Origin of the sequence: Micromonospora sp. NPDC049081 (assembly GCF_040648835.1) — a bacterium.
Lineage (GTDB): Bacteria > Actinomycetota > Actinomycetes > Mycobacteriales > Micromonosporaceae > Micromonospora > Micromonospora antibiotica.
Genome location: NZ_JBEZEK010000002.1, coordinates 41,251 through 53,559 on the forward strand (window position 1 = coordinate 41,251; position 12,309 = coordinate 53,559).

Consider the following 12,309-nt stretch of genomic DNA (forward strand, 5'->3'; position numbering starts at 1 on the left):
AAATGTCGCGTATTGGACGTAAGTCGATCCCGGTGCCTTCCGGCGTCGACATCACGATCGAGGGCCAGACCGTCAAGGTCAAGGGCCCCAAGGGCGAGCTGTCGCACACGCTCGCCGAGCCGATCAAGGCGGAGCGGGGCGAGGACGGCCAGTTGCACGTCAACCGGCCGAACGACGAGCGCAAGGCCAAGGAACTGCACGGCCTGAGCCGTACCCTGGTCGCCAACATGATCGTCGGCGTGACCGAGGGCTACCGCAAGAGCCTGGAGATCGCCGGCACCGGTTACCGGGTCACGGCCAAGGGCAAGGACCTCGAGTTCGCGCTCGGGTTCTCGCACCCGGTGCTGGTCCCCGCGCCGGACGGCATCACCTTCACGGTGGAGCGGCCGACCCTGTTCCACGTGGCCGGCATCGACAAGCAGCAGGTCGGTGAGGTCGCCGCCAACATCCGGAAGATCCGCCCGCCGGAGCCCTACAAGGGCAAGGGCGTCAAGTACCAGGGCGAGGTCATCCGCCGCAAGGCCGGAAAGGCAGGTAAGAAGTGAGCGCCACGCTGCTCAAGCGCCGCCGCGGCGTCGCCGCCAAGCGCGCCGTCGGCCGTGCGCGTCGACACTTCCGGGTCCGCAAGAACGTCAGCGGCACCGCCGAGCGTCCCCGCCTGGTGGTCACCCGCTCCCTGCGGCACATCGTCGCCCAGATCGTCGACGACACCAAGGGTCACACCCTGGCGTCGGCCTCGACCCTGGACGCGTCGCTGCGCGGTACGGACGGCGACAAGAGCGCCCTGGCCGGCAAGGTCGGCGGTCTGCTCGCCGAGCGGGCCAAGGCGGCCGGTGTGTCCAAGGTCGTCTTCGACCGCGGTGGCAACCGGTACGCGGGGCGGGTCGCCGCGCTTGCCGACGCCGCCCGCGAAGCCGGGCTCGAGTTCTAGAAACCCCGTCACGAGAGATAAGGAAGGCTGCTGATGCCAGGTCAACAGCGCCGTGGCGGCGGGTCCGGTGGCAACGAGGGTGGTCGCCGCGACAACCGCCGTGAGGGCGGCCGCGGAAACGCGCCCGTCGAGAAGACCCCGCACCTCGAGCGGGTCGTCGCGATCAACCGCGTCGCCAAGGTCGTGAAGGGTGGTCGTCGCTTCAGCTTCACCGCCCTGGTGATCGTGGGCGACGGCGACGGCACGGTCGGCGTGGGCTACGGGAAGGCCAAGGAGGTGCCCGCGGCGATCGCCAAGGGCGTCGAGGAGGCCAAGAAGCACTTCTTCAAGGTGCCGCGGATCGGTCAGTCGATCCCGCACCCGATCCAGGGTGAGGCCGCGGCCGGCGTCGTGCTGCTCAAGCCGGCGTCCGCCGGTACCGGTGTCATCGCCGGTGGCCCGGTGCGTGCCGTGCTGGAGTGCGCGGGCATCCACGACGTGCTCTCCAAGAGCCTCGGCTCGTCCAACCCCATCAACATCGTGCACGCCACGGTGGCGGCGCTGAAGGGGCTCGAGTCCCCGGAGGCCGTCGCGGCCCGTCGTGGCCTGCCGGTCGAGGACGTCGCGCCGGCCGCCATGCTGGCGTCGCGGGCGGGGGTGGCGTCCTGATGGCACGCCTGAAGGTCACCCAGCTCCGGTCCGCGATCGGGCGTAAGCAGAACCAGCGGCACTCGCTGCGTTCGCTCGGCCTGAAGCGGATCAACGACGTGGTGGTCAAGGAGGACCGTCCCGAGATTCGGGGCATGATCTTCGCGGTCAGCCACCTCGTGAAGGTCGAGGAGGTCGAGTAATGACGATCAAGGTTCACCACCTGCGTCCGGCCCCGGGCGCCAAGACCGCGAAGACCCGGGTGGGTCGCGGTGAGGGTTCCAAGGGCAAGACCGCCGGTCGCGGCACCAAGGGCTCCAAGGCCCGTAAGAACATCTCGGCGGCGTTCGAGGGTGGGCAGATGCCCATCCACATGCGCCTGCCGAAGATGAAGGGCTTCAAGAACAAGTTCAAGGTCGTCTTCCAGGTGGTCAACCTGGACCGGCTCGCCGAACTGTTCCCCAACGGCGGCCAGGTCGGCCCGCTGGAGCTGGTCGAGGCCGGCGCGGTCCGCAAGGGCCACCCGGTCAAGATCCTCGGCACCGGCGATCTCGGCGGGGTGACCCTCCAGGTGTCGGCGCAGGCGTTCAGCGCGTCGGCCAAGGAGAAGATCACCGCCGCCGGCGGCTCGGTCACCGAGCTGTAGGACAGGCAAACCAGGGCGCCCGCTCAGTTCTCCGTAACTGGGCGGGCGCCCTGGTCTCCCCGGAGCCTGTGCGCCGGGTAACATCGGATTCGGTTTATGTAGCCGGGCACACCTGCCCGGAGCGGGATCGGGCTGTTAGAGTCCCTTCCCAGCCATGGATATCGGGCACTCGCCCGGCACCCACCCCGACCCGCCAGGGACCACCACCGGGCGGCCCGCGCGCAGGAGGAAGAAGTTGCTGTCCGCCTTTCTCAGTGCGTTCCGTACGCCTGACCTGCGCAAGAAGCTGCTGTTCACAGTAGGCATCATCGCGGTCTACCGGCTCGGCGCCACTCTGCCCAGCCCCGGCGTCTCGTACGGCAACGTGCAGAAGTGTCTCGACAGTCTGCAGGGCCAGAACACGGGCGTGCTCAACCTGCTCGACCTGTTCTCCGGCGGCGCGCTGTTGCAGCTCTCGGTCTTCGCGCTGGGCATCATGCCCTACATCACCGCGTCGATCATCCTGCAACTGCTGACAGTGGTCATCCCCCGGCTGGAGCAGCTCCGCAAGGAGGGCCAGGCCGGCCAGGCGAAGATCACCCAGTACACCCGCTACCTGACCCTCGGCCTGGGCATCCTCCAGTCGTCGGCGTTCGTGGCGCTGGCCCGTTCCGGCCAGCTGTTCCAGAACCGCTGCGACCAGTTCCCGATCGTGCCCGAGGGCACCGGCATCCCGGACTGGCTGACCCTCAGCATCCTGGTCATGACGATGACCGCCGGCACCGGCATGGTGATGTGGCTCGGCGAGCTGATCACCGACCGGGGCGTCGGCAACGGCATGTCCGTCCTGATCTTCACCTCGATCGCGGCCCGGCTCCCCAGCGAGGGCTGGAAGATCAAGACCAACGAGGGCTGGGGCAAGTTCGCCCTGGTGCTCGCCCTGGTCCTGGTGGTCATCACCGCGGTCTGCTTCATCGAGCAGGCGCAGCGCCGCATCCCGGTGCAGTACGCCAAGCGGATGATCGGCCGGCGGATGTACGGCGGCACCTCCACCTACATCCCGCTCAAGGTGAACCAGGCCGGTGTCATCCCGGTCATCTTCGCCTCGTCGCTGCTCTACCTGCCGCAGCTGGCGCTCCAGTTCTTCGACCAGACCGACCCGGGGAAGACCCAGGCCTGGATCCAGAACAACATCGTGCAGGCCGACGCGCCGCTGCACATCGTGATCTACTTCCTGCTGATCATCTTCTTCACGTACTTCTACGTCTCGATCACGTTCAACCCGACCGAGGTCGCGGACAACATGAAGAAGTACGGCGGCTTCGTGCCGGGCATCCGCCCTGGCAAGCCGACCGCCGACTACCTCGACTTCATCCTCAGCCGGATCACCCTGCCGGGCGCGCTCTACCTGGGCATCGTGGCGGTCCTGCCGAACTTCTTCTTCATCTGGCTGAACAGCCAGCAGTTCCAGAACTTCCCGTTCGGCGGCACCGCTGTGCTCATCATGGTCGGCGTCGGTCTGGAGACCGTGAAGCAGATCGAGAGCCAACTCATGCAGCGGAACTACGAAGGGTTCCTGCGGTAGATGCGACTCGTTCTGGTTGGCCCGCCGGGCGCGGGCAAGGGCACACAGGCGGAGTTCATCGCCGCACACCTCTCGGTGCCGAAGATCTCCACCGGTGACATCTTCCGGGCCAACGTCTCCCAGGGGACGCCCCTGGGGGTCGAGGCGAAGCGGTACATGGACGCGGGCAAGCTGGTTCCGGACGAGGTGACCATCAACATGGTCCGGGACCGGCTCGCCGAGCCGGACGCCTCCGAGGGTTTCCTGCTCGACGGCTTCCCGCGCACCACGCCGCAGGCCGCCGCGCTGGACAAGCTCCTCGCCGACCTGGGCACCGCCCTGGATCTGGTGCTGGAGCTGGTGGTCGACGACGACGAGGTGATCCGGCGGCTTTCCGGCCGGCGCACCTGCCGGGGTTGCGGCAAGATCTGGCACGTCGAGTTCGACGCCACCACCAAGGACGGCATCTGCGACCGGTGCGGCGCCGAGCTGTTCCAGCGCGACGACGACAAGCCGGAGACCATCGCGGCCCGCCTGCGGGAGTACGCCGACAAGACCGCGCCGCTGGTCGACTACTACGGCGCCCAGAACAAGCTGGTCGGGATCGACGCCACCGGCCCGGTGGAGGACGTCACCGTCCGTGCCATCGACGCGCTGCGCTCGTACGGCGGCTGACCGCCCGCCGCAGCCCGGCGGATAGAGTGCGAACAGCGGGGTACGCCACGTGCCCCGCTGTTTCGCTGTGTAATCGGCAACGAAAGGTGACTGCTCCATGCGCCGTGCCCAGCTGGACATCCAGCTGAAGACCCCTGACCAGATCCAGAAGATGCGCGCCGCCGGCCTGGTGGTCGCCGAGGCCCTGCGTCGGATGAGCGCGGCAGTCGCCCCCGGGGTCAGTACGGCCGACCTCGACGCGATCGCCGAGGCGACCATCCGGGAGGCGGGCGCGGTCCCCTCGTTCAAGGGCTACCACGGCTTTCCCGCCTCGATCTGCTCGTCGGTCAACGAGCAGGTGGTGCACGCGATCCCGGCAGCGGACCAGGTGCTCCGGGAGGGCGACCTGATCTCGATCGACTGCGGCGCGGTGCTGGACGGCTGGCACGGCGACGCGGCGGTCACCGTCGGGGTGGGCGAGGTCGACCCGGCGCTGCTGAAGATGGCGTCGGTCGCTGAGGACGCCATGTGGGCCGGGATCGCCGCCGCCGCCCGGGGTGCCGCGAACGGCCGGGGCCGGCTCACCGACATCTCGCACGCCGTCGAGACCGCGGTCCGCCGGGGTGGCCGGTACGGCATCGTCGAGGGCTACGGCGGCCACGGCATCGGCACCGAGATGCACCAGGACCCGCACGTGCTCAACCACGGCCGCCCCGGCAAGGGTCCCCGGCTGGTGCCGGGCATGGCGTTGGCGATCGAGCCGATGATCACGATGGGTTCCCCACGTACCGTCGAGTTGTCCGACGGGTGGACGGTGGTCACCCGGGACCGGTCGATGGCGGTGCACGTCGAGCACTCGATGGCGCTGCTGGAGGACGGGGTCTGGGTGCTGACCGCGTTCGACGGCGGACGGGCGCGGCTCGGCGACCTGGTGACCGCCCGGCAGCCTGCCGATTCCCCGGCCACCTGACCGGTCATCACGCCTCTCCGCCCTGCGCCTCTCCGCCCTGCGGGCCCCTGAGTAAGGCCCGCTGAGGAGCGTCCGGGCCGGCCCCCTGCCGGGCGCTGTCAGCCTTGTCCGCGCCCCCTCGTCGCCGACCCGGTCGGGGCGAGTCCGGATGAGGGTGTCCGGACGGCGCGGTGCCGAGCTGTGCTCGTCTCGGCGGTTCACGCCGCCGTGGTCCGTCTGCGGAGGGCAGCTGCCGAACCAGGGGTCGCACCGCCGCCGTCCGCCGCTGCCGCCGTCCGCTGCCGCTGCCGCTGCCGCTGCCGCTGCCGCCGTCCGCTGCCGCTGCCGCTGCCGCCGTCCGCTGCCGCTGCCGCTGCCGCTGCCGCCGTCCGCTGCCGCTGCCGCTGCCGCTGCCGCCGTCCGCTGCCGCTGCCGCTGTCCGCTGCTGCCGCCATCCGCTGCCGCTGCGCGAAGCGTGGCCGGCTGTCGTACCGGGCCCGACGGGCCGGTGCCAGTTGACTACCCCGGGTCCTTTCGAGCTGATGGCGTTGACGACTCAACCGTCGGTAGGGGTAAGCACATGAATGTCGAGTGGCAGCCTGAGCAGGGGGAGGACCTCTCGGCGGCGGTCCCTTCCTGACCGAGCCCCTCCTGACCGAGGTGGGGGTGCTGGCTGAATCGCTGATGTCATCAGGTCGAAAGGGCCGAGAACAGATGCGGTGGGGGAGGGCGGTCACCGGTGGGCGGACGGGCAGCCCCTCGAGTCGAGAGTCGGGCGGCCCGTCGACCGCATGGGGTCGCTACCGGAGGAACCGCCCGGTAGCAGCGGTCGCGCTGGCCGGTGCCGGTGCGGGCGTCGTAGCCGGATGAGCGTCCAGCTGGCCGTGGCCGTGGTGGTGGCCGTGGCCGTGGCCGTCGTGGCTGTGGGTGTGGGTGTGGTGACGGTGGCGGGGCCGTGGTGGCGGGGCCGTGGTGGTGGTCTTGGCGGTGGTGATGGCCGTGGCGGTGGTGGCCGAGGTGGTGACTTTGGTGGTGGTGGCGGGGCGGTGGCGGTGCCCGAGGTGGTGGTCTTGGCGGCGGTCGCGGGGTGGTGGCGGTGTGGCCTCTGGTCCGGCAGCCGACCTGTGGCCCGGTGGGCGGTGACGGTTCGGCGGCGGTGGACCCGTGGTGTCATGCTTGCCGGCATGGAGAGGCGGGCCGGCATGCAGGAGCGGGACCGGATGCGGGCGGCGGACACCGACCGGGAGGCGACGGCGGAACGGCTCCGGGTCGCCCTGGAGGAGGGTCGGCTCGACCTGCACGAGTACGACGAACGCCTGCAACAGACGTACGGGGCGAAGACCTACGCGGAACTGGACACCGTCCTGGCTGATCTGCCGGCACCGGCGTCCGCGCAGCGCTCCGCACTGGCCCCGCTCGACCCGCTCAGCCCGCAGGCCCCGCTCGGCTCGCAGGCCCCGCCGGTGTCCGGTTCCGGGGCGTCGGTGCCCGACCGGGAGGTGACGCCGGAGCCGCCGGTGACCGGGGGCACCGCAGTAGGTGAGCCGGTACCTGTGGGTGTCGGCTCCCGCCGGTGGCCGGTCGAGGTGTGGGTGCCCTGGCTGCGGGTGGCGGCCCTGCTCACCGTGATCTGGGCGATCTCCTCGGTCGGCAGCCGGGAACTGCTGTTCTACTGGCCGGCATGGGCGCTCGGCCCGTGGGGGGTTCTGCTGCTCCTGCGTACCACTGGCGGGTTCGCCGGCGGTGCTCCCGCCCGGCGGGACCGCCGGCGGGTGGCGCGCGACACGCGGCGGCGCAAGCGCCGCGAGTAGCGCCGCAACGACCGCCGACCGCCGGGCGTTGCGTGGGAGGGTGTGCCCAGTTTCGTCCGGTTGGGTGACACCCCTGGTGGCCGGTTTGGCGACCACCAGTGGGCGGGCGTACACTTTCAGATCGGCGCACAGCGTCCACTCCGGCATGCCCACCCCGCGCTTCGGTGGGAGCCCGGAGCCGCGGCTGGCGCGGGCCCCCGATGACCATCGGGAGGTCCGTGTAAGGCGTTGTGGGCCGTCCGGAGCAACCGACGTCAGGACAGCGGAGTACATGCCGAAAAAAGACGGAGCCATCGAGATCGAGGGTCGGGTCATCGAGCCTCTGCCGAACGCAATGTTCCGGGTGGAGCTCGCGAACGGCCACAAGGTGCTGGCTCACATCAGCGGCAAGATGCGGCAGCACTACATCCGCATCCTGCCGGAGGACCGGGTCGTCGTCGAACTCTCGCCGTACGACCTGACCCGCGGGCGCATCGTCTACCGCTACAAGTAAGCCTGACGGCGGCCGGGAAGTCCCCGTGTCCGTCTTCGACGTCCGGAGTCGCGGTCATCGCGTCGCCGGGCCAGATGGGAAGTAAGGCAACCGTGAAGGTCAAGCCGAGCGTCAAGAGGATCTGCAACAAGTGCCGGGTTATCCGCCGGCACGGCCGGGTCATGGTGATCTGCACCGACCCGCGCCACAAGCAGCGTCAGGGCTGATCCGATTCCGCCGTCCGTGACGAACGGAGGGCGGCGGACCGGTCCGGGTCGCGCAGATCCGACGACAACACGTCACCAGCTCGTCCCAGCCGCGGAACGTACGCATGCGTACCTTCTCGTGGCCAACCCCCGGTCGGAGGCCGGGGCCCGCTCGGGCAGCGGCCGTTCGGTCGCCGGCGCACACCGCGTCGGAGTCGGACAGGTCGGTAGCGGGGTGGGACGGGTCCACACCTCCGCCACACATCACGAGGAGTACGCCCGCACATGGCACGTCTAGTCGGCGTGGATCTCCCCCGCGAAAAGCGGATGGAGATCGCGCTCACCTACATCTTCGGGGTCGGTCGCACCCGTGCCCAGGAGACGCTCGCTGCTACCGGCATCTCGCCGGACAAGCGCGCTCGGGACCTCACGGACGAGGAGCTGGTCCAGCTCCGCGACCACATCGAGTCGAACTACAAGGTTGAAGGCGACCTGCGCCGCGAGGTCGCCGCTGACATCCGCCGCAAGGTCGAGATCGGCTGCTACGCCGGCATCCGGCACCGCCGGGGCCTGCCCGTGCGTGGCCAGCGGACGCGGACCAACGCCCGCACCCGCAAGGGCCCGAAGCGGACCGTGGCCGGCAAGAAGAAGCCCGGCAAGAAGTAATTTCCCAGCCGGGATTCAGGCGAAGAGCCAGCAGTCGATCGAGAACCCATACAGGAGCGCAGAAGACTTATGCCACCTAAGGCTCGTGCCGGAGCCGCAGTCAAGAAGGTCCGGCGCAAGGAACGCAAGAACGTCGCCCACGGGCAGGCGCACATCAAGAGCACGTTCAACAACACCATCGTGTCCATCACGGACCCGACCGGTGCGGTCATCTCCTGGGCCTCCGCGGGCCAGGTTGGCTTCAAGGGCTCCCGCAAGTCGACCCCGTTCGCCGCGCAGCTGGCCGCCGAGGCCGCCGCGCGTCGGGCGATGGAGCACGGCATGCGCAAGGTCGACGTGTTCGTCAAGGGCCCCGGCTCCGGCCGGGAAACCGCCATCCGCTCGCTGCAGGCCGTCGGGCTGGAGGTCGGCCAGATCGCCGACGTCACCCCGCAGCCGCACAACGGGTGCCGTCCGCCGAAGCGTCGCCGGGTCTGAGAGGTTAGAGAGAGATGGCTCGTTACACCGGTGCTGACTGCCGCCGTTGCCGGCGGGAGAAGATGAAGCTGTTCCTCAAGGGCAGCAAGTGCGATGGCCCGAAGTGCCCGTTCGAGTCCCGGCCGTTCCCGCCCGGGCAGCACGGCCGTGGCCGCACGAAGGAGACGGAGTACCTGCTCCAGCTCCGTGAGAAGCAGAAGGCGCGTCGGGTCTACGGCGTGCTGGAGAAGCAGTTCCGCGGGTACTACGAGGAGGCCGTGGCCAAGCAGGCCAAGACCGGTGAGGTCCTCCTGCAGATCCTCGAGTCGCGCCTCGACAACGTGGTCTACCGGGCCGGTTACGCGCACTCGCGGGACATGGCCCGCCAGCTTGTCAAGCACGGTCACTTCACCGTGAACGGCAAGAAGGTCGACATCCCGTCGTACCGCGTCAAGGAGCACGACATCATCGAGGTCCGGGGCAAGAGCAAGGAGCTCACCCCGTTCATCGTGGCGCAGGCCCAGGCCGGCTCGAAGACCGTTCCGGCGTGGCTGGAGGCGATCCCGAGCCAGATGAAGGTCCTGGTGCACTCGCTCCCGGCCCGTCAGGTGATCGACACCCAGGTCCAGGAGCAGCTGATCGTCGAGCTCTACTCCAAGTAGGGCCCGTTGCGGTGGCCCGTCCTGCGGGGCGGGCCACCGGAACAGTTCGTGTCGTGGACGTCATATAGCGGGCGTCCCGGAAGAGAAGAGAAAAGATGCTCATCAGCCAGCGACCGTCTCTCTCCGAAGAGTCGATCAACGAGACCCGTTCCCGGTTCACCATCGAGCCGCTGGAGCCCGGCTTCGGCTACACCCTGGGTAACTCGCTGCGGCGTACGCTGCTGTCGTCCATCCCGGGTGCCGCGGTCACCTCGATCAAGATCGACGGTGTGCTGCACGAGTTCACCACGATCCCCGGGGTCAAGGAGGACGTGGTCGAGCTCGTCATGAACATCAAGGAGCTCTGCGTCAGCTCCGAGCACGACGAGCCGGTCAGCATGTACCTGCGCAAGCAGGGTCCGGGCGACGTCACCGCAGGCGACATCCAGCCCCCGGCCGGTGTCTCGGTGCACAACCCCGACCTCAAGCTCGCCACCCTCAACGGCAAGGGCCGGCTCGACATGGAGCTGACCGTCGAGCGGGGTCGCGGCTATGTGACGGCGGCGCAGAACAAGCAGGCCGGTGCCGAGATCGGCCGGATCCCGGTCGACTCGATCTACTCGCCGGTGCTCAAGGTGACGTACCGCGTCGAGGCGACCCGCGTCGAGCAGCGGACCGACTTCGACCGGCTGATCATCGACGTCGAGACCAAGCCGTCGATGGGTCCGCGTACCGCGCTGGCCTCCGCCGGTTCGACGCTGGTGGAGCTGTTCGGGTTGGCCCGGGAGCTGGACGAGACCGCCGAGGGCATCGACATCGGGCCGTCCCCGCAGGACGCCCAGCTGGCGGCGGACCTGGCCCTGCCGATCGAGGAGCTGGACCTCACGGTCCGTTCCTACAACTGCCTCAAGCGCGAGGGCATCAACTCCGTTGGTGAGCTGATCGGGCGTACCGAGGCCGACCTCCTCGACATCCGCAACTTCGGTCAGAAGTCGATCGACGAGGTCAAGATGAAGCTCGCCGGGATGGGTCTGGGGCTGAAGGACTCGGCCCCGAACTTCGACCCGGCACACGTCGTGGACGCCTTCGGCGAGGCCGACTACGACACCGACGACTATCGCGAGACCGAGCAGCTCTAGTCCGCGCTGCCGCCACACCTGAGGAGCACCAAGCATGCCCACGCCCACCAAGGGCCCCCGCCTCGGCGGCAGCCCCGCGCACGAGCGGCTGATGCTGGCCAACCTGGCCACCGCGCTGTTCCAGCACGGCAAGATCCAGACCACCGAGACGAAGGCCCGGCGGCTGCGTCCGCTGGCCGAGCAGCTCATCACCAAGGCCAAGCGGGGCGACCTCGCCTCGCGGCGGCGGGTGCTGGGCGTCGTCAAGGACAAGGACGTGGTCTACTCCCTGTTCGACCAGATCGCGCCCCGGTACGCCAACCGCAACGGTGGCTACACCCGGATCGTGAAGACCGGCCCGCGCAAGGGTGACGCCGCTCCCATGGCGATCATCGAGCTGGTGGAGGAGCTTCAGGTCGCCGAGCCCAAGGCGAACAAGAAGACCGCCGCCCGCAAGGCCGCCCAGCAGGACAAGGTCGAGGCGCTCGCCCCGGCCGAGGAGACCCCGGCGGCCCCGGCCGACCAGGACTCCGAGGCGCCGGTCTCGGCGTCCGGTGACACCGCCGCCGCCCGCGAGGACAGCGACGAGGCTACCGAGACCGAGGCCACCGAGAAGAAGGCCTGAGCAACGGCAGCACCGTCGGGCCCGGCATCCCTTCCTGGGGTGCCGGGCCCGACGTCGTGAACGGGAGGTACGAGGTGGACGAGCGGATCCGGCTGCGGCTGGACGTCTCGTACGACGGCACCGACTTCTCCGGCTGGGCGGTCCAACCGACCCGGCGCACCGTGGCCGGGGTGCTGGTGGAGACGCTGGACCTGGTGCTCGGGGCGGGTGCCGTCACCGGGTTGACGGTGGCCGGGCGGACCGACGCCGGGGTGCACGCCACCGGGCAGGTCTGCCACCTCGACGTGCCCGTCGTCGTCTGGGCGGAGCACCGGGGGCGGCTGTTGCGCCGGCTGGCCCGGCTGCTCCCCGGTGACGTGCGGGTCCGGGCGATGACCGAGGTGCCCGTCGAGTTCGACGCCCGCTTCTCGGCGACCTTCCGCCGGTACGAGTACCGGGTGACCGACGCACCGTGGGGTGTCGAGCCGTTGCGGCGTCGGGACACCCTCGCCTGGCCCCGACCGTTGGACCTGGGCGCCCTGAACGTCGCGGCGGCCGGGCTGGTGGGGGAGCACGACTTCGCGGCGTACTGCCGGCGCAAGGAGAACGCCACCACCCTGCGTGAGGTGACCCGGCTGGACTGGCGGCGGGACCCGGACGGCATCCTGGTCGCCACCGTGCAGGCCGACGCGTTCTGCCAGGCGATGGTGCGCAGCCTGGTGGGGGCGATGCTGACCGCCGGGGACGGTCGACGCCCGGTCGGGTGGCCGGCGGGGCTGCTGGCCCGGCGGGAACGCTCCAGCGAGGTGACGGTCGCGCCGGCGCACGGGTTGACCCTGGTGGCCGTCGGCTATCCACACGACCCGGCCGAGTACGCCGACCGCGCCGACCGTACCCGCCGGTTGCGGCTCCCCGTCCAGTCCTGAGGCCGGGGGACGGTCGGGTCCCGGGCGGCGGGATCCCCGTTTCCTCCGGGCCGGGTACG

The 12,309-nt window shown here is 69.9% G+C and carries 18 protein-coding genes; 17 read left to right on the forward strand and 1 reads right to left on the reverse strand.

The genetic code is table 11. The features are described 5' to 3' along the window. The first annotated feature begins 2 nt into the window (after positions 1-2). The 8 genes from rplF to map all read left to right on the forward strand — a co-directional run bounded on the left by rplF (position 3) and on the right by map (position 5,371). Positions 3-545, forward strand: a complete 543-nt coding sequence (gene rplF / locus AB0B63_RS04045) for a 50S ribosomal protein L6 (protein WP_208568203.1) — start codon at positions 3-5, stop codon at positions 543-545. Then, positions 542-931, forward strand: a complete 390-nt coding sequence (rplR, locus tag AB0B63_RS04050; RefSeq protein WP_208568202.1) for a 50S ribosomal protein L18 — start codon at positions 542-544, stop codon at positions 929-931. Before rplF ends, rplR begins: the two co-directional genes overlap by 4 nt. A gap of 33 nt (positions 932-964) precedes the next feature. After that, positions 965-1,579 carry a 30S ribosomal protein S5 gene (rpsE, locus tag AB0B63_RS04055; protein WP_088646996.1) on the forward strand — a complete coding sequence of 205 codons (615 nt, stop codon included), beginning with the start codon at positions 965-967 and terminating at the stop codon, positions 1,577-1,579. Continuing rightward, complete coding sequence (gene rpmD / locus AB0B63_RS04060; protein WP_067301451.1) at positions 1,579-1,761, forward strand: 50S ribosomal protein L30; 183 nt, start codon at positions 1,579-1,581, stop codon at positions 1,759-1,761. Before rpsE ends, rpmD begins: the two co-directional genes overlap by 1 nt. Then, positions 1,761-2,204 (forward strand): 50S ribosomal protein L15, encoded by a 444-nt coding sequence (rplO, locus tag AB0B63_RS04065; protein WP_088646994.1) that lies wholly within the window; start codon positions 1,761-1,763, stop codon positions 2,202-2,204. Before rpmD ends, rplO begins: the two co-directional genes overlap by 1 nt. Before the next feature lie 235 nt (positions 2,205-2,439). After that, entirely contained in the window at positions 2,440-3,768 is a 1,329-nt protein-coding gene (gene secY / locus AB0B63_RS04070) for a preprotein translocase subunit SecY (RefSeq protein ID WP_208568320.1), read from the forward strand. Then, positions 3,769-4,422, forward strand: coding sequence for an adenylate kinase (locus tag AB0B63_RS04075; RefSeq protein WP_091241987.1), 654 nt, complete (start codon positions 3,769-3,771; stop codon positions 4,420-4,422). It begins immediately after the preceding gene. A 97-nt stretch (positions 4,423-4,519) separates the two neighbouring features. Beyond that, the gene (gene map, locus AB0B63_RS04080) at positions 4,520-5,371 is read left to right on the forward strand and encodes a type I methionyl aminopeptidase (protein WP_219464743.1); all 852 of its coding nucleotides are present in this window, start codon (positions 4,520-4,522) and stop codon (positions 5,369-5,371) included. Between the two features lie 197 nt (positions 5,372-5,568). Here map and AB0B63_RS04085 read toward each other — a convergent pair whose 3' ends face one another. Next, a complete protein-coding gene (locus AB0B63_RS04085; protein ID WP_357014471.1) occupies positions 5,569-5,805 on the reverse strand; it encodes a hypothetical protein in 237 nt (78 codons plus the stop codon). A gap of 729 nt (positions 5,806-6,534) precedes the next feature. Between AB0B63_RS04085 and AB0B63_RS04090 the strand changes: the two genes are divergently transcribed. The 9 genes from AB0B63_RS04090 (at position 6,535) to truA (ending at position 12,250) form a co-directional block, all read left to right on the forward strand. Then, on the forward strand, positions 6,535-7,161 hold the full coding sequence (locus AB0B63_RS04090) for a DUF1707 domain-containing protein (protein WP_357014473.1): 627 nt from the start codon (positions 6,535-6,537) through the stop codon (positions 7,159-7,161). 271 nt (positions 7,162-7,432) lie between these two features. Then, on the forward strand, positions 7,433-7,654 hold the full coding sequence (gene infA, locus AB0B63_RS04095) for a translation initiation factor IF-1 (RefSeq protein ID WP_007073013.1): 222 nt from the start codon (positions 7,433-7,435) through the stop codon (positions 7,652-7,654). A gap of 92 nt (positions 7,655-7,746) precedes the next feature. Then, positions 7,747-7,860: a 50S ribosomal protein L36 gene (gene rpmJ / locus AB0B63_RS04100; protein WP_012184307.1), complete on the forward strand. Its 114-nt coding sequence runs from the start codon at positions 7,747-7,749 to the stop codon at positions 7,858-7,860. Between the two features lie 264 nt (positions 7,861-8,124). Next, a complete protein-coding gene (gene rpsM / locus AB0B63_RS04105; RefSeq protein ID WP_091241981.1) occupies positions 8,125-8,505 on the forward strand; it encodes a 30S ribosomal protein S13 in 381 nt (126 codons plus the stop codon). 69 nt (positions 8,506-8,574) lie between these two features. Further along, positions 8,575-8,982: a 30S ribosomal protein S11 gene (gene rpsK / locus AB0B63_RS04110; RefSeq protein WP_030329919.1), complete on the forward strand. Its 408-nt coding sequence runs from the start codon at positions 8,575-8,577 to the stop codon at positions 8,980-8,982. A 14-nt stretch (positions 8,983-8,996) separates the two neighbouring features. Then, positions 8,997-9,623: a 30S ribosomal protein S4 gene (rpsD, locus tag AB0B63_RS04115; RefSeq protein WP_067301470.1), complete on the forward strand. Its 627-nt coding sequence runs from the start codon at positions 8,997-8,999 to the stop codon at positions 9,621-9,623. A 95-nt stretch (positions 9,624-9,718) separates the two neighbouring features. Continuing rightward, positions 9,719-10,741: a DNA-directed RNA polymerase subunit alpha gene (locus tag AB0B63_RS04120; protein WP_007073009.1), complete on the forward strand. Its 1,023-nt coding sequence runs from the start codon at positions 9,719-9,721 to the stop codon at positions 10,739-10,741. A gap of 34 nt (positions 10,742-10,775) precedes the next feature. Further along, the gene (gene rplQ, locus AB0B63_RS04125) at positions 10,776-11,345 is read left to right on the forward strand and encodes a 50S ribosomal protein L17 (protein WP_208568198.1); all 570 of its coding nucleotides are present in this window, start codon (positions 10,776-10,778) and stop codon (positions 11,343-11,345) included. Between the two features lie 74 nt (positions 11,346-11,419). Further along, positions 11,420-12,250, forward strand: a complete 831-nt coding sequence (truA, locus tag AB0B63_RS04130) for a tRNA pseudouridine(38-40) synthase TruA (RefSeq protein WP_357014477.1) — start codon at positions 11,420-11,422, stop codon at positions 12,248-12,250. Positions 12,251-12,309 lie beyond the last annotated feature (59 nt).